We start from the raw sequence: 23,662 nt of genomic DNA, 5'->3' as shown, positions 1-23,662 counted from the left end.
GACGCCGACTCCGACGCCAACAACTGGCACTCCAACACCGACGCCGACAACTGGCACTCCAACACCGACGCCGACAACTGGCACTCCAACACCGACGCCGACGCCGATAGTTGGAAGTCCTGGCATTGTTATTAGTCCGGCATCGGGATTAGTAACTACAGAAACTGGTGGCACAGACCAATTCACCATCAGACTAAACAGCCAACCTACTGCTGATGTGAGAATTGATTTGCGTAGCAGCAATGAGGCAGAGGGAGTAAATTCCCCGCAAACTGTTACCTTCAATTCTGCTAATTGGAATCAGTGGCAGACTGTTACGGTAACGGGTGTTAACGATCGAGTATTTGACCTCGATAAGACTTATCAGATTGTGACTGCCCCTGCTGTGAGTGCGGATAGTAACTACAACGGCCTCAATGCACCGGATGCCACTGTTGTTAACAGGGGTAACACCATACCGCCATCTAACGAACAACCTTTTGATCTTCCTCCCACGGTAAGTTTTTCCCCAGCTACTTACCAAGTCAATGAAAGTAGCACAGGAATCGTTCAGAAACAAATTACCCTCACTCGCACTGGAAATCTAAGCAACTTTTCCACGGTGTGGCTAGAACGTCCTACTGGTTCAGCTACTTTGGGAATAGATTGGAACGTTCCGCCCAATTTCTCTCCTCAACTCACCTTTAACCCAGGCGAAAATAGCAAAACTTTGACAATTGACATCTTACCGGACGGTCAATTTGAGGGAACAGAAGAAATTGCGTTTCGGATCGCCAATGGGGGGGTTAATATCAATATCGGCACCCAAAACACTGCCACTTTGCAAATTTTGGATGCTCAGGGGCCTCCTACAATTAATTTTTCCCCAGCTACTTACCAAGTCAATGAAAGTAGCACAGGAATCGTTCAGAAACAAATTACCCTCACTCGCACTGGGAATCTAAGCAACTTTTCCAGGGTGTACCTAGAACCTCCTACTGGTTCAGCGAGTTTCGGAGCTGATTGGAACGTTCCCCCCAATTTCTTTCCTGAACTCACCTTTAACCCAGGCGAAAATAGCAAAACTTTCACAATTGACATCTTCCCCGATGGTCAATTTGAGGGAACAGAAGAAATTGCGTTTCGGATCACCAATCGGGATAATGCCATTATTGGCCTCCAAAATACTGCTACCGTGCAAATTTTCGATGCTGAGGGGCCTCCTACAATTAATTTTTCCCAAGCTACTTACCAAGTCAATGAAAGTCGCACAGGAATCGTTCAGAAACAAATTACCCTCACTCGCACTGGGAATCTAAACAACTTTTCCAGGGTGTACCTAGAACCTCCTACTGGTTCAGCGACTTTCGGAACAGATTGGAATACCCCCAATTTCTCTCCTGAACTCACATTTAACCCAGGCGAAAATACCAAAACTTTCACAATTGACGTTTTTCCGGATAGTCAACTTGAGGGAACAGAAGAAATTGCGTTTCGGATCACCAATCGGGATAATTCCATTATTGGCACCCAAAACACTGCCAGTGTGAAAATTATCGATGCTGAATCTACACTCAACAACAACCCGCCGGTGGTGACTAATCCCCTCTCGAATCAACGTGGTCCCAATCCCCGCGGCGACTTAAATGTAACTCTTGCTCCCAACACGTTTACCGATCCCGATCCAGGTGACAGCCTCACTTACTCCTACTCAATAATTCCAGAGCCGGAACCCAACGGACTCTTCGGCTCCAACCCTCTCGATTGGCTGACCTTCGACCCCAATACCGGCACTTTCATTCCACCCGATTGGCTAACCTTCGACCCGAATACCCTGACCTTTAGCGTGGATTTGAATGCTGGCAATGTTCCCTCATCATTCTATGTGCCAATTAAGGTGACAGCAACGGACAATGCCGGTGCCACTGCTACCGACTTCTTCCACCTGTACCGCGCCAACAGCCTTTCTGGCATCGCAATTGACGGTTATATCTCCGGTGCTACTGTGTTCTTAGATGCCAACAAAAACGGCATCCTCGATGCTGGCGAACCATCCACCACCACTAACAGCAGCGGTGAGTTTAATCTCGATATCCCCTTCGACATTTTCGACACCAACAAAAACGGAGAAATCGACCCATCAGAAGGCAATCTAGTAGTCACAGGAGGCACTGACACCGCCACCGGCTTACCCCTAGAAACACCACTCACCGCACCACCAGATGCGAGTGTCGTTACCCTCCTAACCAGCTTAGTCGCCGACTTAACCGACAAAGGAATTGCACAAGAAGAAGCACAATCTTTAGTCAAAGCCGCCCTTGGACTCCCGGCTGATGTTGACCTGACTAGCTTAGATCCGATCCTCGCTACCAATAACAACCAACCGGGCGGCGTCGAAACTTTAGTCGCAATGGTGAAAGTCCAAAACTTCATCACTCAAACTAGCGCTTTGATTGACGGTGCATCCAGTGCAGTCAATACCGATATCGTCAAAGCTGTTGTCAGTTCAATTACCAATCAAATTGAATCAGGTACAGTATTAAACCTCAGCAATGCCGCAGCCTTAGAACCAATCATTCAGCAAGCTGCCACTAAAATCCAGCAAATAGACCCCAGCTTCAACAGTCAACAAGTCAGCCAAATTACATCGCAAGCAGCGACAGTAATGGCAACAGCCAATCAACGCATTGATAGCGCTGTCTCCAACCCAACAGCAACATCAATTCCTGAATCACTTGCCCGCCTCCAACAAGTAGCATTGGGCCCCACCACTCAAGACTTCAAAGCAGTTGGTTCAGGAAATAAACCTGTTTCCCAGGTAGTTGCCGACAATACTGGTACTGCTTTAGATAGCAGAATTGAAGCTGTAGTATTGCCGGCTGGGATTGCCACTCCTGTTGTCAGCGGTGATGCTGATTTGGGCAGCAATTCTCCCAATGCGATTCTCGGTACAAATGGCGACGATATCCTGACGGGCGACAGCGGAAATAATGTGTTTATGGGGATGAGGGGCAATGATTCCCTCGATGGAAATCTGGGAAATGACACACTTTTCGGTGGCAAAGGTAGCGATACAATCCTGGGAAGTAGCGGTGATGATGTCTTATTTGGCAACCGCGGTGCTGACATTGTGAATGGCGATGATGGTAATGATATTCTTTACGGAGGTAAGGGCGATGATTTACTCAATGGCGGTTTGGGGATTGATAGTTTGATAGGAGGAATGGGAGTAGATAAGTTCTTACTCTCTACCAATTCCGGTACTGATACGATTACTGATTTTGAAGTCGGTAAAGACTTGTTAGTATTGGGTAACGGGTTGAGTTTCTCGCAATTGGCGATTAGTCAAGATAGTGGTGCGACATTAATCCGGTTGGCTCAAACAGGGGAGATTTTAGCTTCTCTCAGTGGTGTTTCGGCTAGCAATATTAGTGTCGTTAATTTCGGATTGCTTTGAGATTGAATGTGCCGGGGGAGCAATCCCTTATCCCCTGGCCATATTCACTCGGCGGTTGAAACCGCCGAATAATCTTCAATCCGGCTGCGCGGATTTAGTCTGTGTAGACGCAGTTTCAACCGCCGAATAATCAATGGGATAAAACCCTATTTAACCTAATTTTTCACATCAGCATCGCTGATATCGCATTCCTGGTAACTGCGAAACTAATCCCAACAATTCCAACTGCAAAAGTATACTCGAAACTCTTCCCGCTTCCAATCCCGCTGCTTCCACAATTGTATCAAAAGAAATCGGCCCAGAGACGATCGCACTTAACACCTTAGCCAATTCCGGCTCCAACGGCGGCCCTTGCTTCTCAACCGTCGGATTTGGAGGAAATAGCGACAACTGCTCGGCATTATCCAATTTTGGCATAGCTCCGAGCATTTCCAACAACCTGTCTTCGCTTAACAGTCGATCGCTATTCGGCAGAATCGGATGAGCACCTTTACTCAGCAACTCCAAACAACCAAAAGAACGCTCATCATCCAATCTGCCCGTCAAAACATACACATCTCGGCAAAAATCATTAGCTTGATAAGCAGTAATTAAAGCACCCGATTTATGCGGAGCTTCTATCACGATTGTAGCGCGACTTAAGCCAGCAATTATGCGATTTCGGCGCGGAAAATTAGTTTTATTCGGTTGAGTACCCGCCGGATATTCACTAATTACCAATCCCTGCTGCAAAATGCGATCGCACAACCTCTCATTTTGTTTAGGATATACAATATCTACTCCCGTCCCCACCACTGCAAAAGTCCTTCCTCCCGCCTCCAAACAGCCTGTATGAGCCTCTGTATCAATGCCCGCAGCCAATCCCGAAACCACAGTAAAACCGCTTCTAGCCAAAGCCGTACTAATTTTGCGAGTCCACCTTCTGCCGTATTCCGAAGGGCTGCGAGTGCCAACCATTGCCACCGTCGGCGTAATTCCTTGATTCTCTTTTACATCAACTAAACCACGATAATACAACACTGGTGGCGGATTGGGAATTTCCAATAATAAGCGAGGATAATCTGGATCAGCAGGCGTCCAAAAACAGGGATTTTTTATAAGATGTTTTTCGATAAATTCTTCGGGATTGAGTTTAGTGCGTTCTTGCACAATGGTTTCAATTATCTGCTTGCCAAACCCTTCGATTCGCATTAAATCTACTGGTTTTGCCGTCCAAGCTTCTGCCAAACTATTGAAATTTTGGTGCAATCTTTGCAACAAAATCGGCCCGATACCGTTAATTTGTGACCATGCTAACCAGTATGCGCGTTCTTCTAACAACGAGTTGCCCTCAACTTATCTGAGAATGATTTTATCATTTTTGGTTGAATTATGGTAGGAAACGGCACTGCCTTGTCCAGTCTTTTCACAGATTTACAAGTGCTATATAAATATTTTTTGACGAACCGGGAAGGCGCTAAGAACGCGAAGGGAATTAAGATAGATGTTGACAATTACTGGCTAGGTTTTCCAATCTACAAAACGGGCATAAATATAAGCAATAATTTCTCCTATTACTGTCCGAAAACCTTCGCTAGATTTCCACCATTCTTGGGAATTGTAATCTTGCGGTTCCGCCGCTATAATGCCGACTTGAATCTCAGGATTCAGCACTTCTTTAAATACAATCCAACTTCGGCGGGCATGAGGGCCAAAGGAATAAAGATTAATTGAGTTAACTTTTAAATCTGAAGTAGAAAACCAATCTCGAAGTGCGATCGCAGAAGCAGCAGTGCGGTGTTTCACAACACTCGCGGCTGGTACTGCTATTACTTGGTTTTTATCAAATCCTAGCGCAATAAAAGTCGCGGCAGTTAGTGCGGCATAATTTTTATATTCAGCGAGATAGTAGCCTTTACTTAAAGGAAGCCCTGTGGTAATTAATTGGCTGTATTTGCCTTTTTTGAATTCGGCGATCGCACTTTCGATCGCATAATCCGGCAACCAACCTTCTACAACCAATATATCTGCTTTAATCGGCGCATTTACCGCCAAAAACGGATGGATATTTGTGATAATTAAGAGCATTAAAACTATCAACCCCGCGCTTGCAATTACCCAACCTTCCCTAGTAATTGCCCAGAGTTCTCGACGACGGATTAAACGAATTCTCATTTTAGAGCATAAGGAAGTTCGGCAACGAGCAATGTACGGGATGTAACGGATGAAAGGGAAAGGGATCAGTAAAAGTGTCCTATTCCTAATGCCCATGCCCTCTTCCCAAATTATTTGTGTTTCAGATACTCAAAAACGCTTTTATCCCCAATATCCTGCGGCATTGGTTGAAAAAACTTGCGTACAGCAAAGATGATAAACAAAGCCGCCCAAATAGCCAGCAAAAACTGTTCATTTTCCGCTGACAAAAAGCCGAAAATATGTCCTAAAATTAGAAGAGGAACTCCGGGAGTCAAAAACTTAGTTTCTAGGCGATTAAAGCAGAATGCTTCCTTAAAATAAATACCATTTAAGGCTGCAAAAGTAAAGCCAATTCCCCACAACGTGGCGGGATGTTCGTACACTGCTAAAGCTAGAGGTTGGCTGCTTTGTAACGCTACAAACAATGCTGCCGCGCCGCCGATCGCCCAAAACGCCTGTAGTGTTCGGTGTAGCGCAATCATGTAAATGTGAATAGTTGCCAAGCTGACGCCTAAAGCTATCCAGAAACAAGCAAAAACAGGCGTTACAGCTTGGATTGCGATCGGGTTGTCACCTTGTTGCAACACCAGAGTAGTGCCGATCGCAAAACACAGCGCCGCCACCCCCAATCCAGCGCGGTAAATCAACACTCCCGTGCGATCGTTTTGAGTAATTGTAAACTCGCCAAATTGTCCTTGATAGACTGGCGATTCATCAGGCGATTTCAGTAGTTGCATTACACCTTCCTCCTATTAGACACGAATGTACTTCTGCCAAGATATACTTTATTGATAAACCGATCCAGCGAGACCGAGCGATGCCTAAATTTAACAAGCCTAAACTTAACCAGCCTAAAGTTAACAAATCTAAAGTTAACAAATCTAAATTGGACGATCGCCCCGATCACAGCAAATCCCTTCCTTCACAATCCGAACTTCCTCCAGTTCAGCTTGATGAAACCATTGTAGCAGGCAGAAGACCGAAACCGCTAGACGACTTCCAGCGCCTGCTGGCAGAAGTAACCGAATTGAGATCGGGGTTCGATCCAGAAATGTTAGCGCATATCGACAAAAATCTCCCATTTAATACCAAGCAATTTGAAACTAAAATCAGCAAAATTTTGGTTTCTAAAAATATTGATTGTACTCTCAAAAACTCAGTCAAATATCTAGAGTACATTAAGCAAAATATTCAACTTCCCTGTCACGTTACTGGCATAGAAGAGTTTGAATGGGAAGAAGAATATACAATGGGTTATGGCAGTAAAAAAGAATATGCAAAGCTCAAAAAAACTCAACCGTCTTATACTGATAGATTCACCATTAATCGGTTAGATGATTTTGTGATTCAGGAAGAAGGCATATTTGTGCAAGTGCAGCGCGTCGGCGATCGCCAAAAGTTTATGTTGCCTTTATTCGAGTTAGAATCAGTTGATGTAATCTCCCGCAACAATCAGTTATTAGATGATTATGCCGTGTGGTTTCTCAATTATTAAGGAAAAGTGGACAAGTGGGGGAGGGGAAGAGGGGAAGAGTGGGAGAAGGGGAGAAGGGGAGAGTAGGAGAAGGGGAAAGTGGGAGAGTGGGGGATGGGAAAAATCTTCCTTCTTCCTTCTTCCTTCTTCCTTCTTCCTTCTTCCTTCTTCCTAACATCCGTTACATAATCCGTTGCCGAACTTCCTTCTCTCTTCTCCCTAACATCCGTTACCGAATCCGTTGCCGAACTTCCTTCTTAATTAAATGGAAGCTGGCAAGTGCGATCGCGAAACCAAAGCCAAAGCTTCAACCAAACTGCGAACAGCCGCAATCATCGCCACTTCGCTATTAAGTTGGCTGACAGCAGAACCGACACCAACACCCGCAGCACCGGCTCCAATAGCGAGGGGTGCGGTGACGCTGGAGATACCAGAAGCGCAGAGTACGGGGACGGATACGGCGCGGGAAATTTCAAAGGCTGCGGCCAAAGTAGGCGCTGCTTTTTCAATTAATCCCAAGGTGCCTGCGTGAATTGGTTGAGCGCTAGTACCACCTTCGGTTTGGATGATGTTAGCGCCAGCTTTGACTAATTCAATTGCTAATTGCACTTGTTTGTCGAGTGCCAAAATGTGGGGAACTGTCACAGAAAGAGTGATGTTCGGAAATAGCGATCGAGTTTCGCGAGTCAACTGCAAAACTTCCTCAGCTTCAAAGCGGCGGCCTACTGCGTAGAAAGCATCAAAGTTGCCAATTTCAATCAAATCAGCGCCAGCTTCTACCGCAGGCACAAACTTTTCCGGTTCCACAGCAGATACACAAATTGGCAAATTTGTCAACTGTTTTGCCATCAATACCAAATCTCGATCGGCAGCAATATCGACAAAGGAAGCACCGCCGAGATCGGCTGCTTTGACGACAGCCGCAACGTTTGCGGCATCAAAATTATTTAAACCGCTGATAATTTTCAGGGCGCGACCTTGCTCAAATGCGCGCTGCAATTTAGAATTTACACTCATCGTCTGTTTTCCAACTCAAAAAATTTCTTAGACTCATTTTGACACGGATTCCAACAAATTTGAATTTTTACTTCTTAATTTTTAATTACACCCTTCAAAAAGAATGCAACGGTAGACAAATTCCACACTCACACAGAATCAGTCATTCCCAAATCCCAAATCTAAAATCTAAAATCTAAAATCTAAAATCGAATGACTTCCCGGCTGTCGAAATTTGTAAACATCTTTGATAACTTGTGCCCAGCCGTCAGAGAGAGATTCGAGAATACGAGAGCCCTTTTCTTTCGTTGCCGCCGTCGCATCGCCCAACACACCGCTTTCTGTTAACTCTCGCGTCAGCCAAGCAAAAGGCAAATTTCCTTCCATACTCAGCAAACTATCGATCGGCAAATTTTTCGGATATTCAGTAACAGCAAGTTCCATTTTCACCCGCTCCGGCAAAATTGACAACATCAAACTCGTTTCTGCATCACCAGCGTGAATCCCAAACTCCAACTCCTTCGCAGTTAATAATTCAGCAGCCACATTTGGAACCCGCCACACAAACAGCGGAAAAACCGAAAAATCTTGATATTTTTGATGAATATCGCGCGCCGCAATTTCCATCACCTGCGGCTGTCCGCCGTGACCATTCATTAACACTAATTTACGAAATCCAGCCTGATAAATACTGTCAGCAATTTCACTGATTACTGCTAAAAGTGTCTGAGCACTGAGCATAATTGTACCGGGAAAATGGCAGTGTTCGTTCGACTTGCCATAGTACAAAGGCGGCAAAGCATAAGCGGGAATATTTGTCTCTAACTTTGCCAGCGCTTTGCCTGTCACTGCCGCGCTAATTGCCGTATCTACAATTAAAGGCAAATGGGGGCCGTGTTGTTCGATCGCACCTAGCGGCTGAATAATCACAGTATTTTCCTTATCCAGCATAGACTGAATTTCTGTCCAAGTTAGATATGGAAAAAATCGCGATTCGGGAATAAAATTGTGCATAAGGTGGCAACAAGAGTAAAAGCAACCAAGGCGATCAACTAGCCTGAAAACTAAAAAGCAATTACCAAGATAGATAACTAATTCTGTCTCTAGGTAAATGCTATAATTTATAGCAGATGCTTTAAGAGGGCGCTGATATACGCTCGCCAGCTCAGACCGAAAGACCTAGAGACGACTAATTGATGGAAGCTTGGCAAACCTCAGAAACTAATTTAACCGACATTCCGATCGCCGAGGAACTGTCGCGCCGCATCCCTCGATCGCACGATCAAAAAGCAGAAAACCGAGCGCTGCAAACGCTAGCTAGACAATTGGCAACCTCACCCCACAGGCTGCTCAAAACACTGGTTGCTATCGCTAAAGATTTATGTGACGCAGGAAGTGTCGGAGTCTGTTTGCTAGAAGAAAATTCCCGTTCCGAACAAATCTTTCGGTGGGAAGCATTGGCGGGCGCGTGGGAAGCAGCAGAACACAGAAATACACCCCGTAAACTGTGTTTGTCGGGAGCAAGTCTCGATCGCCAAACTCCCCAGCTTTACTTCGCTCCCGAACAATATTTTACCGACTTACAGCAGCTAGAATTGCCGATCGCCGAAGCGTTAGTTGTGCCGCTGCAATCAGAAAATCAACTGCTGGGGGCAATATGGATTGTATCTCACGATTCGGGCCAGTTCGATGCCGAAGACTTGCGGATCGCCATCTCCCTAGCAGACTTTGCAGTTGCAGCCGTACAAATCGATCGCGCCAATCAAACCAAACAAGCTTTGCGAGAAAGCGAAGAACGCTGGCAGCTAGCCTTGCAGGGCAACAACGACGGCATTTGGGATCAGAACCTCCAAACCAATTTCCAGATCCTGAGCGATCGCTGTTTAGAGATTTTGGAACGCGGGCCCGAAGAAGTCAAGGACTTCAGCCAATTTTTGAGCTACATTCATCCCGATGATTTAGAGATAATGCAAAGCAATTGGCAGCAGCACTTGCATAGAGAAACCTCACATTACTGCTGCGAGTACCGCGTTCGCTGTTCCGACGGTCGCTACAAATGGGTTTTAGCCAGAGGGCGAGCAATTTGGGACGAATCAGGCAATCCCGTGCGCGCCGTGGGCTCCCTCACAGATATCAGCGATCGCAAACAAACTGAAATTGCCTTGAAACAAAGCGAAGAACGTTTGAGCGTCGCCATCGAAGGCTCAGGCATGGCAACCTGGGATTTTGACGTGCGAACACATCGAGTAATTTGGTCGGCGACCCATTTCAGCATTTTGGGCTGCGAACCGGTACCGGGCGGCGAAGCAAGCGCGGATGTGTGGCAAAAGTGTGTGCATCCAGACGACTTAAAGCAAGTCATGCAAGCAGCCAAAACAGCTCGGCAAACGAGATCGCTCTACTCCCCCGAATACCGCATCATCCGGGCAGACACACGAGAAATCCGCTGGTTGAGCGCGTTCGGGCGCTATCTCTACGACGCTGCAGGCGAAGCAGTGCGGTTTATCGGAGTATTATTTGATGCTACCGATCGCAAAAACGCCGAACTCGCCCTGCACCAGAGCGAGCAAACCGTGCGCCGTCAACTTCTAGAGATAGAGTCGCTCTACCAAACAACTCCCGTCGGTTTGGCCGTTTTAGACACAGATTTGCGGTTCGTGCGGATCAACCAGCGGTTTGCCCAAATGAACGGCTTGGCAGTAGAAAAGCACATCGGCCGCACCCTGCGCGAAATTGTCCCCGACTGGGCAGACACAGCGGAACCTTTCTTGGGCCACCTTCTAGACACCGGAGAACCGATCCGGAATTTTGAACTCACGGGTAAAACTAGGGATCAACCCACTGTTGTTCGCACTTGGCTCCAGAATTGGTGGCCGCTCAGAGACAGGGGCGGACAGATTGTCGGGATTCATATCGTGGTACAGGAAATTACCGCTCGCAAAATGGCCGAACTCGCCTTGCAAGAAAGCTACAACCGCTTTCAATTAGCAACAAGGGCGATCGACGGCATTGTGTTTGAGTGGGATTTGGCAGCAAACTCAGTTTACCGTTCCGAGGGGCTGTACTCGATCGTCGGTGTCCGCTCAGAGGATGCACAGACAACACCAGAGTGGTGGAGAGAACGCATCCATCCCGTCGATTTGGCGCGCATCCAAGCCGAGACGGCAGAACTCTTGAGTGTTGAGCGCTACGAAAGCGAGTACCGAATCCGGCACGAAGACGGGCGCTGGATCGATGTTTGGGAACGCGCCTGTTCGATCCGCAACCAGCAAGGTGAAGTGACCAAAGTTGTCGGCTTCACAACCGACATTACCAAACGCAAACAAGCAGAAGCAGCACTGCGCGATCGTGAAACCCACCTGCAGTTGATTCTCGACAGCGCCAAAGACTACGCCATCTTCACCACCGACACCGACGGACAGGTTACCAGTTGGAACGCAGGCGCCCAGAGATTGCTGGGCTATACCGAAGCTGAAATCGTCGGGCAGCACGGACGAATCATCTTCACCCCAGAAGACTCTGCTGCCGGAAAGCCGGAAGCAGAAAGACACATCGCCCTGACTCAGGGAAAGGCAGAAAACGAGCGCTGGCACGTCCGCAAAGACGGCAGCCGCTTTTGGGGCAGCGGGCTGGTGATGCCCCTGCGCGACGCAGCCGGCGAGGTGCAAGGTTTGCTGAAAATCATGCAGGACAAAACCGAGCGCCGGCAAATAGAAGAAGCACTGCGGCACAGCGAAAATCTCTACCGCACCCTCGCCGATGGCGTCCCGGAATTAATGTGGATCAACACTGCCGACGGCAGGTTAGAGTTTTGCAACCAACACTGGAAAACCTACACGGGCATCAGGCCAGCAGAATTGCCGCTGGCTGCACCGGTGCTGCAATTATTTCATCCTGACGATCTGCCAACAGTTGTCGCTACGCGCACCAAGGCGATTGAAGCAGGGGAAGCCTACGAATTTGAGTGTCGGGTGCGTAGGTTTGATGGAACTTACCGCTGGCATCTAGCGCGACTTGTTCCCGTCAAAGACAGGGGGGGACAGGTGGTGCAATGGGCCGGGATCGGCATTGATATTGACGATCGCAAACGAGCCGAAGAAAGCTTAGCAGAAAGCGACCGCCGCTTCCGTTTTCTGGCTGAGTCGCTGCCCCACCTGATTTGGAACGTAAGCTCCGCCGGGGAAATTCGCTTTACCAATCAACAAAAATGGTCGGAATATCTGGGGATGTCTTACGAGGAAGCCGCTCAAAGCAATTGGGAATCCCTGGTGCCGCCCTCGGATTTGGCAGAATCTTGGGCCCGCTGGGAAGAATGTCTAATCACCGGAGAAGTTTATCAAGTTGAGCTGCGCCTGCAGCGGGCCTCCGACCAAATGGAACGCTGGCATTTGTCCCGCGCCATCCCAATTCGCGGCGCAGGGGGCGAAATAGTCGAGTGGATCGGCACAAACACCGATATTCACGATCGCAAACAAGCCCAACTCAACGAGCAGTTTCTCTCTGAACTCGAAGTCCGCTTGCGACAGCGCTTCAACCCCGCAGAAATGTTGTGGGAAGCGATGAAAAGTCTAGGAGAATATTTAAAGGTCGATCGCTGCATATGGCACGAAATCGATGTAGAAGCCGATCGGGCAATTGTCCAGCAAGACTGGCACCAGTCCGACCTTGCCAGCGCCGCCGGTATCTATCAACTCTCCGACTTTAAGACCCCAGAACTGAAAGCTCTCTCTATGGCAGGTCAAACACTTGCCATCTCAGATATCGCTAATCACCCGCATACAGCGCATTTGGTCGATAACTACGGTGCCGCTAGCATTCGCGCTTTAGTCGATGTTCCCTGCCTTCAGGAAGGGCGCTGGGTGGCTGTTTTGGTGGTGACATCAAGGGTGGTTCGGCACTGGCAGCCCGATGAAGTTTGGCTGATGCAAGAAGTGGTGGCTCGCCTCTGGACGGTGATCCTGCACGCACGAGCCGTGCATGAGCTGCACGAAAGCGAGGCTCGGTTCCGCGCTCTAGCTGACAACATCGCTCAATTGGCCTGGATGACAGATGCTGCTGGGGGGATTTTCTGGTACAACCAGCGCTGGTTTGACTACACGGGCACCACCCTAGAGGAAATGCAGGGCTGGGGCTGGCAAAAGGTGCACCACCCGGAACACGTCGATCGCGTGGTCGAAAAATTTAGGCGCTGCATTGAAACAGGAAAACTCTGGGAAGATACTTTCCCCTTGCGCGGCAAAGACGGATCGTACCGCTGGTTTCTCTCCCGCGCTGTGCCGATTCGCGACGAGCAAAACAAGCTGCTGCGCTGGTGCGGCACCAACACTGACATTACCGATCGCAAAGTTGCAGAAGCGGAACGGGAACGCCTTCTAGCCCGCGAAAAGGAGGCGCGGGAACAAGCAGAACAGGCTAACCGCGTCAAAGACGAATTTTTGGCTGTTTTGTCCCACGAATTGCGGACTCCCTTAAACCCGATTGTGGGCTGGACGAAGCTGCTTCAATCGAACGTTCTGACACCGGAAAAGCAACGTTATGCCTTAGAGACGATCGAGCGCAATGCCAAACTGCAAACCCAGCTTATCGAAGATTTGCTCGATGTGTCGGGGATTCTGCAAGGTAAGGTCAGCTTGAATATTGCACCTGTGGATTTAGCCGGGGTCATCGGCGCTGCAATTGAAACGGTGCGTCTGGCGGCCCAAGTCAAGTCGATTCAAATCAGCACTCAATTTGCACCGAATCTCGGCCCGGTTTTGGGCGATGCGGGCAGACTTCAGCAGGTAGTCTGGAATTTGCTGTCAAATGCCGTCAAGTTCACCCCGCCGTCCGGCAAAATCGAAGTCGTTCTCGATCGGGTGGACACGAGGGCCCAAATTACTGTAACTGATACTGGAAAAGGTATCGAACCTGATTTTCTGCCCTATGTCTTCGACTACTTCCGGCAAGCTGACAGCACGATGACGCGCAAGTTTGGCGGATTGGGTTTAGGATTGGCGATCGTCCGCCATCTCGTCGAACTCCACGGTGGCACGGTGAAATCCGAAAGTCCCGGCGAAGGACAAGGCGCAACCTTGACCGTCACGATACCTCTGATGCCCGTGCAACCTCACAGAAGTCCTGCAGGAACAGCGCCGCCCGAACAATCCTTCAATTTGAGCGGTATCAGGGTGTTAGTGGTGGATGATGATGCCGATGCGCGCGATTTGGTGGTTTTTCTGCTTGAGGATTGTGGGGCAAGCGTTACAGCAGTTTCTAACGCCGCCGATGCCTTGGCGGTTTTAACCGAGTCTGTGCCGGATTTGCTGTTGAGCGATATTGGAATGCCCGATACTGACGGTTATATGTTGATGCGGGAGGTTCGGGCTCTGGCACCAGAGCAAGGGGGACTGGTTCCGGCGATCGCCCTCACGGCTTATGCTGGAGAAATTGACTATCAGCAGGCGCTGGCTGCGGGGTTCCAACGCCACATGGCTAAGCCTTTAGACCCGGATAAGTTGGTGCAGGGGATTTGCGAGGTACTCGATCGTTCTGGCTAAAATATTTTTTAAGGTTTTTTTGGGTCTGAAAAGTCTTTATTTAATGAACCGCGAAGACGTTAAGAACCGGAAAGAATAAAGGAAGAAGAAAGGAAGAATTTAATAATCTCAAGTCCGGTTATATCTGAAATATTGCACCATTCTCAATAATGATTTTATTTACTGGCTAAGAGCAAAGGCCCACAAGAAAATTCACTTTTTGTGGAACAGGGCGGAAAGGCTGTTCATAAAAATGGTGCAATAGGTTCAGATGTAACCAATTTAATCATCGTTCGAGCGCGCATCATCTCCAATAAAAAACCCCCACAGATGGAGGTTTTTTTTATGATTATTCGCGCTCGTCGGACAGGTTAAAACATCCTGTCCCTGGATAATGCCCACAGCACTAAGACTCAATTCTTAGCGGTAGTCACTACGCACAGCGGGCTCGCGATCACTCGTTGTAGTTGTATAGCGGACATTTTCTTCGCGTTTGCGGGGAATCAAGCCCAACAAACCAGACAAGCCTAGCAATCCCAACCATCCCCAATCAAAATCGCGATCGGTCTCAGCATTGTAGACATCGGAGCGAGGAGTGGTGGTGGTTGTAGTGTTGTTAGTACCGCCCGTTGTATCTGTCTGAGCTGAAGCAGGCAGATGAGCTGGTGCTAGGGCTAAACCAGCAGCTATAATACCTGCACCGATTGCTTTGGATAAATCAGAACGTTTCATAATTCAAATGCTCTCTGTTGGCTAAAATCTTTAACTATCAAAACTATATCGATTGGCTTTTAAAGTTAAATCCACCTCTAGCAGTAAAGATTGTTATGTTCCACGTATAACTAGAGATTGATATCAAAGTTTTTAGCAGCCGCACAAAATTAAAAATTGCTCGCGGAGGCACTCCGGCACTAGAAAACGCGGATCTGAACCTCACTCGGTTGTCAGGCACGAGGCACTCTCGACAACAGACAAGGTGTTGTTTACAAAAAAAGGTAAACTCAGATATTGCACAGACAAGTGTTGGAACTCGATCGACGGAGATCAAAACTTTTGGGAATAGAGTTACGCAGCTACGTATTTCTAGACAACTTGCAGCCACAGCACGCAGCATACATCGGCACAGTCGCCGCCGGATTCTTGCCACTGCCGGGGGATGCGTCGCTGTGGATAGAAATCTCGCCCGGTATCGAAATTAACCGAATTACCGATGTCGCCCTCAAATCTGCCTCCGTGCGCCCCGGAGTGCAGATAGTAGAACGCTTGTACGGCCTTCTGGAAGTACACTCGAGTCAGCAGGGGGAAACGCGGGCAGCAGGCAAAGCAATTCTAGAATTCATCGGACTCCGCAGAGAAGAAGGTATCAAACCGCGAGTGATTTCCAGTCAAATTATTCGCAACATTGACCCCCACCAAACACAATTAATCAACCGCACCCGCCGCGGACAGTTGCTGCTGGCGGGCCAAACGCTTTACGTCTTAGAAGTAGAACCGGCGGCCTATGCAGCGCTGGCGGCCAATGAAGCAGAAAAAGGCGCGTCTATTAACATCTTAGAGGTTCAGGCTGTAGGCAGTTTCGGACGGCTTTACCTCGGCGGCGCAGAACGAGATATTATAGCAGGTTCCCAGGCAGCAATTGCGGCGGTGGAAAACGTGACGGGTCGAGAAAATCCAGCAATTGTTGGTCGCAAGGAATAGCCGTTAAAGGAGATGCAGTTATGGCAAATATACAGCATTTAGCGCTGTTAAAAAAAGGTGCAGTTAGTTGGATTGAATGGAGAAGTCTCAACCCAAATATAGAACCTGATCTGGGCGAAGCTAACCTCGCCGAAGCAAATCTCAGAGGCGCGCATCTTTGGCGCTCGAACCTTTTTAAAACAGATTTGTTTAAGGCTAAGTTAATTTCGGCCAACCTCGCTGAATCTAATCTTAGTTTAGCAAATCTTGCCGGAGCACAATTGCTCGAAACTACTTTAATTAAAGCTAATTTAACTGGCACTAACCTCCAAGCGGCAGACATGAGGGGAGCTGATTTGAGCAGTGCTAATTTAATTGGGGCTGACCTCACCGCTGCTAATCTCCAACAAACCGATTTCGGTGATGCGAATTTAATCGGTGCGGTGATGTTTCGAGTTAATGCGATGGGCGCGAACCTCAACTGTGCTAATCTCAGTCAAGCAAATCTCACTCAAGCTGAATTGATTGAAGCGCATTGCTATGGAGCTAATTTCTCTAAAGCTAACCTCGGGGAATCTCACTTCACTGGAGCATATCTTTTCCGGGCAAATCTCTGTTTTGCACAGTTGAGCGCGGCCGATTTCCGGTGGGCAAACCTGGGCAAAGCTGATTTGAGAGGGGCGAATTTGACCGGGGCAAATCTCAGGGGAGCGAACTTGGCGGGAGCTAATCTGGGCGAAGCTATTTTGAAAGGAACAATCATGCCTGACGGCAGCATTGTTTGATAAATATTGGATAATATTTAGTCCTGTAAAATAACCGCCATAGTTAAAAAAAGTCAGTGGCGCGTTTACCGAAAGGATTGCCAAAACATGAGTTTTTGGGGCGGGTTGAGGCTTTCTCTATCATACAAATAAATCCAAGATTGAGTAAACCCGCCTCGCCTCAAAACTCGCAACTGTCGATCGACTAATTTTTGCCACCAGCGGGCGATACTTGATAAAGTCCTCTAACAGGCCCTGGATCAGTTGGTGAATCTTGCTGCTGTGTTGGAAGTGTAAACTGATCTTGGAGTCCGGCGGGAGTAGGGAAACAGCCGCTTGGTTGAGGTCCTAGCTGGCAAGCTGCAGGCAGTGCCATGACTGAGGCATCGAAGGGATTAACTGCATCTGGGACGCGGAGAATCGGGTCGCTGGAAACTTGTCGCTGCATTACTCGTCGGTAGAGGCCGTTGACGCGGCTGGCATCCCTCTCGATTTCTTTTTCGGGAAAGGCAACGACGCCGCTGGGGGAACCGATGCCTAAATAGTCGCCAAAGTAACCTTGCAAGCTGACGTTTTGGTAAAAGTCTCCTGAAGCTTCAAAGAATTGTCGGTTGAAGTCGTCGGCAATCGGGTGAAATCGCTCTGTTTGTGCTTGAGCTGGTTTGACGGATGCCAGTGCGGCAGAGGCGACAGCGAGAATCAACGCGCCGCTCAGGCTTTTTAACTTTTGACTCATATATTTGGGCCTCCTTAATTAATTCCGATTCCAATATAAACTGATTATCGACGGATTATTTGTGTTTTTTACACGGTGTGAGTTATGAATGCTGGGGATTTAAAGGTGTTGCGCGATCGACTTCTAGATTTGTTGTGCGAGTTTGCTTATCGTGAAGGCGATTTTCTGCTGTCTTCGGGGCAGAAAAGTTCTTATTACATTAACTGTAAACCGGTGACGCTGCACGCTGAAGGTGCTTTGGCAACGGGACGTTTGCTGTTGTCGATGCTGTCGCCGGATGTGCAAGCTGTGGGCGGTTTGACTTTGGGTGCTGACCCGATTGTAACTGCGGTGAGTGTGGTTTCGGCTTTGGAAGGTCGATCAATTCCGGCGCTAATTGTCCGAAAGGAGACGAAGGGACACGGGACAATGGCGTACATTGAGGGGCCGCTGTTGCCAGAGGGGACGAATGTGGCGGTTTTGGAGGATGTGGTGACGACAGGTAAGTCGGCGATGCAGGCGGTGGAACGGTTGCGGGGTGCGGGTTATAAAGTCGATCGTATTTTGTCGCTGATTGACAGAGAGCAAGGTGGAGGCGAATTATATCACGAGGCGGGATTGGATTTTCAAGCCATTTTTACCATTCAGGATCTTAAAGAATGGATTAAGCTGAGGCGCATCTAAATTTGACAATCAAATTCGAGCAAATTCTTGTGGGGTGGGCGTCCCGCCCGCCCACAAATACAATGCAAGATGCGTAACAGCTTAGTAGCCAGAAATAGCAGTTTGTGCGATTCCCCTCGTTACCAGCTTCTACCTGATACGCAGATATTTTCGCTCTGGCTCATGTTAACAATGGTGCAAGATATCAATCTTAACCAGCCAGTTTAAGGCTATGAAAAAAATACGTTTTGTTGACTTATTCTCAGGAATAGGTGGCATGAGATTAGCTTTTGAGTCAGCCGCTCGCGCCTTAAACCAAGACACAGAATGCGTCTTGAGCAGCGAAATCAATCCCGACGCTCAGTTAGTTTACCAGAAAAACTTTGCCGACACACCTTTAGGCGACATCCGATTAATTGACAAACTCCCTGAACATGAAATTTTACTAGCGGGATTTCCTTGTCAGTCTTTCTCCTATGCTGGCAAAAAAGCAGGCTTTGGAGACACCAGAGGCACACTATTTTTTGAGATGGCAAGGTTAATAGATACCTTTAAGCCTCAAGCATTTATTTTCGAGAACGTGCGGGGACTTGTCAGCCACGACGGCGGCAGAACTCTCGAAACTATTAAGGGCGAAATCAAAAGCCGAGGTTACAGCTTCGATTATTTTTTGCTCAACAGCTCTAACTTTAGCTTACCTCAGAACCGCGTCCGAGTTTACCTAGTAGGAATTTTAAATGCTTCGCCCCAATTTGCGTTAGTTTCCGACTTAGGTCCAAAAGATTCACATTCCTGTAACCATCAACAGCTATCGTTATTTTCCCCGTTAAGTAAACCTGTCACAGTTGCAGATATTTTGGAAGACAATCCAGGGCAAAAATATGATTGTTCGCCAGAATTTGTCAAGGCATTGAAACAAATTGTTAACAATGATTTAAATCGCTTGCACGGAATGCGGCTAATTGACTATCGCGGCGGCAATTCGATTCATTCTTGGGAACTCGGTTTGCGAGGCGAGTGCAGTTTAGAGGAAATTGAGTTGATGAATCGTTTTATATTGAAAAGACGCAATAAGGAATTCGGCCATAAACAAGATGGTAAGCTATTAACTAAAGAGCAAATCGCTACTTTTTTTTCTCATCCCAATCTCGATGAAATTCTGGATTTACTGGTTGCCAAGAAGTACCTACAGCGGAACAACGATTTGTATAAACCTGTATCGGGTAACTTTTCCTTTGAAGTCTATAAAATTCTCGATCCGCAGAAGATTTCTGTAACACTTGTTGCCAGCGATGCGAATAAATTAGGTGTTTATCATAACCGCAGACTCCGCCGCATTACTCCCCGCGAGGCGGCGCGTTTACAAGGTTTTTCCGATATTTTTGTACTGCATCCAAATGATGATAAAGCTTACTATCAACTGGGTAATAGTGTCAGTATCAATGTAGTTAAAACTGTTGCTCAAGAAGTACTCCAGAATGTTTTGTCCTCTACCAAACAAAAAGTTAGCGCCTGGTGAATTGGGAAGGGTGGGCGGAGTGTTTCCGCCCACCCTAGCAACTAGCTTTACACTACAGGTTCGTTAGCCAAAAACTTCTCTAATTCCGTCAATCGATTTTAAATTTTAGATTTTAGATTTTAGATTTTGGATTGATTCCACGGATAAATGCGGGGGCTTGAAGATTTTAGATTTTAGATTTTAGATTTTAGATTTTGGATTGATTCCACGGATAAATCACGTGCCGGGTACCACCTTTGAAATTCTTGGTCAAAGCATCGGCATCAACCTTAGATCGGTGTTTTATGGGGTGGAACGCTAAACTCTGCTCGCTCTAATTAAATCAAAATCAGCTCTGGTACTTGGATCACAAGGGAAAATAAAGTTTTCGGTGCTAAACAAGCGCAAGCTTTCAGGTTCAGAATCTCTACCAATCGGCTGATTTTAGCAGAGGGAAATTATAACCTGAGTGAGACATTAACTAGAGAAGACTGTTTTAAGATGTTAGATGACGCGCAAGGAGAAGCAGTAATGATTTTACCTGCATCTATTAAAAGGAAATGGAAACTACTGGCAACAGCCTTTATTTGTCCTCTGACACTAATTGGTGTTGGGATTCAGCAACAACCGCTTCAAGCACAACAAAATCCATCTAAGACTAATGTTGCTGCTTTGCCAGATGGTATTTACCTGTACGGAGATTCGCCACAGCCCAACCAAGTTCTTCAAAACTACATTGTGTTTCAACGCCAGGACAATCGGGTGGTTGGTGCAATCTACGCGCCGCGATCCGACTTTGCGTGCTTCACTGGTAAAATTCAGGGAAATACACTTTCCGGGAAGGCAATCTCAGCCGGAAAAATTCAAAGAGTTGAAATCAATACTCAGCTAACCAATCTCCATCCTATTCGCACAATTAGCTCAAACGATCGGCGCATTCTTTCAAAGTGCCAAGAAACAGCGCGAGCTAACATATCCAGGTAAATCTTTTACCAAGAAATTGGGTCTAAAGCCCCGTCCTTCTAGGACGGCTTTAATTAATTATCAACTTTTGTTAATTGTTTTCTTGAACTTTCTTGCATTGTGTTCATTGTAGAGTACAATAACTATACTACAGGTAGAATAACCGCCGATACACATGAGACACCACGCTCAAACGACTGGTCGGAAAACAATAATGGTTAGTGGGTGGCGAAAACCACGAAAAACATAGCTGGGCTAACTAATGTAAGCCCAAATCAGAGACTAAACTTTTTATTTCTAAAATGTACTGTGGGGCACACAGAAACAAGAGAAGCAATTCTCGAAAGCTTGGGGAGACAAACCCTCTGAGGCTATCTAAATTAAGCTCGATATTTGGTTCTTTTGAACGGATACCTGGTTTAAACACTGCCGCAAGGATAGATAGTTGTAAGGTAGGTCGCAGAACCAAGAATCCCCTCGCCTTCAGGCAGGGGAGTGTCAATTAGCTCAAATGGTGCATGAGGCTGGCGGTGCGTTACACTGCGTTAACGCACCCTACGACTTGAAAATTTCTAGTTACCAAGCAGAGCCTGGTAATGAATATCTAGAGGCTATGCCTCGACTGACAAATAGTACCAACTATAAGCTTTTACCGCCGGCTTAATGGCAATGAAAAAAATCCGTTTTATTGACTTATTCTCAGGAATAGGTGGCATGAGAGGATGGTTTGAATCCGCCGCTGTTCCTTGAATCTGGAAACGGAATGCCTCTTAAGCAGCGAAATCAATCCTGACGCTCAGTTAGTTTACCAGTACCGGGTAGGCGACTAATTTGCTATCGCGGTGGTAATTCTCTTCCTTCTTGGGAACTGGGTTTGCGAGGCGAGTGCAGTTTAGACGAAATTGAGTTGATGAAGAGTTTTATATTGAAAAGGCGAAATAAATAATTTGGGCATGACCCAGATGATAAGCTATTAACTAAAGAGCAAATAGCTACTTTTTTTGCTCATCTCAATCTGGATAAAATTCTCGATTCTTTGGTAACAAAAAAGTACCTGCAAGGGAACATCGCAATTCTCATTTTCGGAAACTCCTTTTAATATCACCTTAAGTAAGGTGCGCCATCAGCACCCTAGTTTTGGGCGGGCAAGATGCCCGCTCCACCAGAAACGAAACAGCTTTAGGATTAAGTAAGGTGCGCCATCAGCACCCTACGAATTAATCCAATTAGCTTTGGGCTACAGGTTCCTTAGCCAAAAACTTCTCTAATTCCGTCAAAGCATCGGCATCAACTTTAGTCTGCATCGGACAGAACTTAGGCCCGCACATTGAACAGAATTCAGCAGTTTTGTAGATATCCGCCGGCAAAGTTTCGTCGTGATATTCCTTTGCTCGTTCTGGATCTAATGACAACTCAAATTGACGGTTCCAATCGAAATTGTAACGCGCTTTCGAGAGTTCGTCATCGCGATCGCGCGCACCCGGACGCCGCCGCGCAATATCTGCAGCGTGAGCCGCAATTTTGTAAGCAATCAGCCCGTTTCGGACATCCTCAGCATTCGGCAATCCTAAGTGTTCCTTCGGCGTCACGTAGCACAGCATTGCAGTACCGTACCAACCAGCCATCGCGGCCCCAATTGCTGAGGTAATGTGGTCGTACCCAGGCGCAATATCTGTCACCAAGGGACCCAAAACATAGAAGGGTGCTTCGGAACATTCCTCCATTTGTTTCTTGACATTAAACTCAATTTGATCCATCGGCACGTGGCCGGGGCCTTCCACCATTACCTGCACGTCATGTTCCCAAGCTTTGCGAGTTAATTGTCCCAAAGTTTTGAGTTCAGCTAATTGAGCTTCATCCGACGCATCGTGAGTGCAACCGGGGCGCAGAGAATCTCCCAAACTAAACGAAACATCGTATTTTTTGAAGATTTCAATGATGTCGTTAAAGTGAGTGTAGAGAGGATTTTGTTTGTGGTGATGCAGCATCCACCGCGCCAAAATGCCGCCGCCGCGAGAGACAATCCCCGTAATCCGATTTCTCACCAACGGCAAATGCTCGATCAAAATTCCGGCGTGAATAGTTTGGTAATCAACACCTTGTTGAGCGTGTTTGTCAATGATGTGAAGAAAGTCATTCGCCGTCAGACTTTCCATATTACCGTGAACGCTTTCTAGTGCTTGGTAAATTGGTACAGTACCGATCGGGACCGGTGAAGCTTTGATAATTGTAGTGCGAATTTCATCTAAATTGCCGCCGCCGGTGGACAAGTCCATCACGGTATCAGCGCCGTATTTCACTGCTAGTTTAAGCTTGTCAACTTCTTCTTCCATATTGGAAGAGTTGGGAGATGCACCGATATTAGCATTGACTTTGCATTTAGACGCAATGCCGATCGCCATCGGTTCTAAATTCGTGTGATTGATATTAGCCGGAATAATCATCCGTCCCCGCGCTACTTCGGCGCGGATAAGTTCTGGCGGGAGATTTTCTCGCTTCGCAACAAAGTGCATTTCCTCAGTAATTACACCTTGACGGGCGTAGTGCATTTGAGATACATTGCTTTGCCCCTGACGCTTCGCGATCCATTCGGTACGCATATTTAATTTCCTTGATAAACAGCTTCCCTCCGCTGGTATTACCCAGACTCAGGTTCTAAGGGTGTTTTCTCAGCCCGGATATTCGGGCACCCCTAGCTAAGCTGTTGATTGTATCACCGATTTCTGTGCGCCACGGCAGCAACTAAGGAAATCTTAATATTGAGAGATAGATGAGGGGAGCGATCG

General features: G+C 47.3%; 16 protein-coding genes and 1 riboswitch. Of the genes, 8 read left to right on the top strand and 8 right to left on the bottom strand.

From position 1 onward, the window contains the following. Positions 1-3,436, top strand: a 3,436-nt coding sequence (locus QUB77_RS07145) for a Calx-beta domain-containing protein (RefSeq protein WP_333322882.1), incomplete at its 5' end; no start/stop codon positions are given. A gap of 168 nt (positions 3,437-3,604) precedes the next feature. Here QUB77_RS07145 and dprA read toward each other — a convergent pair. The 3 genes from dprA to QUB77_RS07130 form a co-directional block, all read right to left on the bottom strand. Next, positions 3,605-4,756: a DNA-processing protein DprA gene (gene dprA, locus QUB77_RS07140; RefSeq protein WP_333172357.1), complete on the bottom strand. Its 1,152-nt coding sequence runs from the start codon at positions 4,754-4,756 to the stop codon at positions 3,605-3,607. A 180-nt stretch (positions 4,757-4,936) separates the two neighbouring features. Beyond that, complete coding sequence (locus QUB77_RS07135; RefSeq protein WP_333172359.1) at positions 4,937-5,590, bottom strand: YdcF family protein; 654 nt, start codon at positions 5,588-5,590, stop codon at positions 4,937-4,939. 110 nt (positions 5,591-5,700) lie between these two features. Next, entirely contained in the window at positions 5,701-6,348 is a 648-nt protein-coding gene (locus tag QUB77_RS07130) for a DUF2301 domain-containing membrane protein (protein ID WP_333172361.1), read from the bottom strand. Positions 6,349-6,428: 80 nt separating this feature from the next. Between QUB77_RS07130 and QUB77_RS07125 the strand changes: the two genes are divergently transcribed. Next, positions 6,429-7,106: a calcium-binding protein gene (locus QUB77_RS07125; protein WP_333172363.1), complete on the top strand. Its 678-nt coding sequence runs from the start codon at positions 6,429-6,431 to the stop codon at positions 7,104-7,106. Between the two features lie 240 nt (positions 7,107-7,346). On the opposite strand, the gene QUB77_RS07120 is transcribed toward QUB77_RS07125, so the two are convergent. After that, complete coding sequence (locus QUB77_RS07120; RefSeq protein WP_333149087.1) at positions 7,347-8,102, bottom strand: DUF561 domain-containing protein; 756 nt, start codon at positions 8,100-8,102, stop codon at positions 7,347-7,349. Positions 8,103-8,270: 168 nt separating this feature from the next. Next, positions 8,271-9,095 carry a creatininase family protein gene (locus tag QUB77_RS07115; RefSeq protein ID WP_333172365.1) on the bottom strand — a complete coding sequence of 275 codons (825 nt, stop codon included), beginning with the start codon at positions 9,093-9,095 and terminating at the stop codon, positions 8,271-8,273. A gap of 182 nt (positions 9,096-9,277) precedes the next feature. Between QUB77_RS07115 and QUB77_RS07110 the strand changes: the two genes are divergently transcribed. Next, positions 9,278-14,617: a PAS domain S-box protein gene (locus tag QUB77_RS07110; protein WP_333172367.1), complete on the top strand. Its 5,340-nt coding sequence runs from the start codon at positions 9,278-9,280 to the stop codon at positions 14,615-14,617. 399 nt (positions 14,618-15,016) lie between these two features. Here the strand turns inward: QUB77_RS07110 and QUB77_RS07105 are convergent, their stop codons facing one another. Next, positions 15,017-15,328, bottom strand: a complete 312-nt coding sequence (locus QUB77_RS07105) for a WGxxGxxG family protein (RefSeq protein WP_333042574.1) — start codon at positions 15,326-15,328, stop codon at positions 15,017-15,019. 321 nt (positions 15,329-15,649) lie between these two features. Here QUB77_RS07105 and QUB77_RS07100 point away from each other — a divergent pair, with 321 nt between their 5' ends. Further along, positions 15,650-16,294: a hypothetical protein gene (locus QUB77_RS07100; RefSeq protein WP_190661578.1), complete on the top strand. Its 645-nt coding sequence runs from the start codon at positions 15,650-15,652 to the stop codon at positions 16,292-16,294. A 20-nt stretch (positions 16,295-16,314) separates the two neighbouring features. Beyond that, positions 16,315-17,058 (top strand): pentapeptide repeat-containing protein, encoded by a 744-nt coding sequence (locus QUB77_RS07095; RefSeq protein ID WP_333172369.1) that lies wholly within the window; start codon positions 16,315-16,317, stop codon positions 17,056-17,058. Between the two features lie 184 nt (positions 17,059-17,242). Here QUB77_RS07095 and QUB77_RS07090 read toward each other — a convergent pair whose 3' ends face one another. Next, the gene (locus QUB77_RS07090; protein ID WP_333172371.1) at positions 17,243-17,773 is read right to left on the bottom strand and encodes a hypothetical protein; all 531 of its coding nucleotides are present in this window, start codon (positions 17,771-17,773) and stop codon (positions 17,243-17,245) included. Between the two features lie 84 nt (positions 17,774-17,857). Between QUB77_RS07090 and pyrE the strand changes: the two genes are divergently transcribed. The 3 genes from pyrE (at position 17,858) to QUB77_RS07075 (ending at position 20,897) form a co-directional block, all read left to right on the top strand. Then, complete coding sequence (pyrE, locus tag QUB77_RS07085; protein ID WP_333172373.1) at positions 17,858-18,436, top strand: orotate phosphoribosyltransferase; 579 nt, start codon at positions 17,858-17,860, stop codon at positions 18,434-18,436. Between the two features lie 211 nt (positions 18,437-18,647). After that, complete coding sequence (dcm, locus tag QUB77_RS07080) at positions 18,648-19,934, top strand: DNA (cytosine-5-)-methyltransferase (protein ID WP_333172375.1); 1,287 nt, start codon at positions 18,648-18,650, stop codon at positions 19,932-19,934. 480 nt (positions 19,935-20,414) lie between these two features. Continuing rightward, positions 20,415-20,897, top strand: coding sequence for a hypothetical protein (locus tag QUB77_RS07075; RefSeq protein ID WP_333172377.1), 483 nt, complete (start codon positions 20,415-20,417; stop codon positions 20,895-20,897). Between the two features lie 1,205 nt (positions 20,898-22,102). Here the strand turns inward: QUB77_RS07075 and thiC are convergent. Then, positions 22,103-23,476 carry a phosphomethylpyrimidine synthase ThiC gene (gene thiC / locus QUB77_RS07070; protein WP_333172378.1) on the bottom strand — a complete coding sequence of 458 codons (1,374 nt, stop codon included), beginning with the start codon at positions 23,474-23,476 and terminating at the stop codon, positions 22,103-22,105. Between the two features lie 7 nt (positions 23,477-23,483). Further along, a riboswitch (TPP riboswitch) is annotated at positions 23,484-23,580 on the bottom strand. Positions 23,581-23,662 lie beyond the last annotated feature (82 nt).

The sequence above is a fragment of the Microcoleus sp. AT9b-C3 genome (assembly GCF_036705485.1).
Classification (GTDB): domain Bacteria; phylum Cyanobacteriota; class Cyanobacteriia; order Cyanobacteriales; family Microcoleaceae; genus Microcoleus.
Note: the sequence above shows the minus strand (reverse complement) of the source record. Positions and strands in the feature narration are given on the sequence as shown.

Bases quoted from the DNA above. Each gene is read 5' to 3' on its own strand.
- QUB77_RS07135 (WP_333172359.1), bottom strand. From the start codon at position 5,590: ATGAGAATTCGTTTAATCCGTCGTCGAGAACTCTGGGCAATTACTAGG.
- QUB77_RS07130 (WP_333172361.1), bottom strand. From the start codon at position 6,348: ATGCAACTACTGAAATCGCCTGATGAATCGCCAGTCTATCAAGGACAA.
- QUB77_RS07125 (WP_333172363.1), top strand. From the start codon at position 6,429: ATGCCTAAATTTAACAAGCCTAAACTTAACCAGCCTAAAGTTAACAAA.
- QUB77_RS07120 (WP_333149087.1), bottom strand. From the start codon at position 8,102: ATGAGTGTAAATTCTAAATTGCAGCGCGCATTTGAGCAAGGTCGCGCC.
- QUB77_RS07115 (WP_333172365.1), bottom strand. From the start codon at position 9,095: ATGCACAATTTTATTCCCGAATCGCGATTTTTTCCATATCTAACTTGG.
- QUB77_RS07110 (WP_333172367.1), top strand. From the start codon at position 9,278: ATGGAAGCTTGGCAAACCTCAGAAACTAATTTAACCGACATTCCGATC.
- QUB77_RS07105 (WP_333042574.1), bottom strand. From the start codon at position 15,328: ATGAAACGTTCTGATTTATCCAAAGCAATCGGTGCAGGTATTATAGCT.
- QUB77_RS07095 (WP_333172369.1), top strand. From the start codon at position 16,315: ATGGCAAATATACAGCATTTAGCGCTGTTAAAAAAAGGTGCAGTTAGT.
- QUB77_RS07090 (WP_333172371.1), bottom strand. From the start codon at position 17,773: ATGAGTCAAAAGTTAAAAAGCCTGAGCGGCGCGTTGATTCTCGCTGTC.
- pyrE (WP_333172373.1), top strand. From the start codon at position 17,858: ATGAATGCTGGGGATTTAAAGGTGTTGCGCGATCGACTTCTAGATTTG.
- dcm (WP_333172375.1), top strand. From the start codon at position 18,648: ATGAAAAAAATACGTTTTGTTGACTTATTCTCAGGAATAGGTGGCATG.
- QUB77_RS07075 (WP_333172377.1), top strand. From the start codon at position 20,415: ATGTTAGATGACGCGCAAGGAGAAGCAGTAATGATTTTACCTGCATCT.
- thiC (WP_333172378.1), bottom strand. From the start codon at position 23,476: ATGCGTACCGAATGGATCGCGAAGCGTCAGGGGCAAAGCAATGTATCT.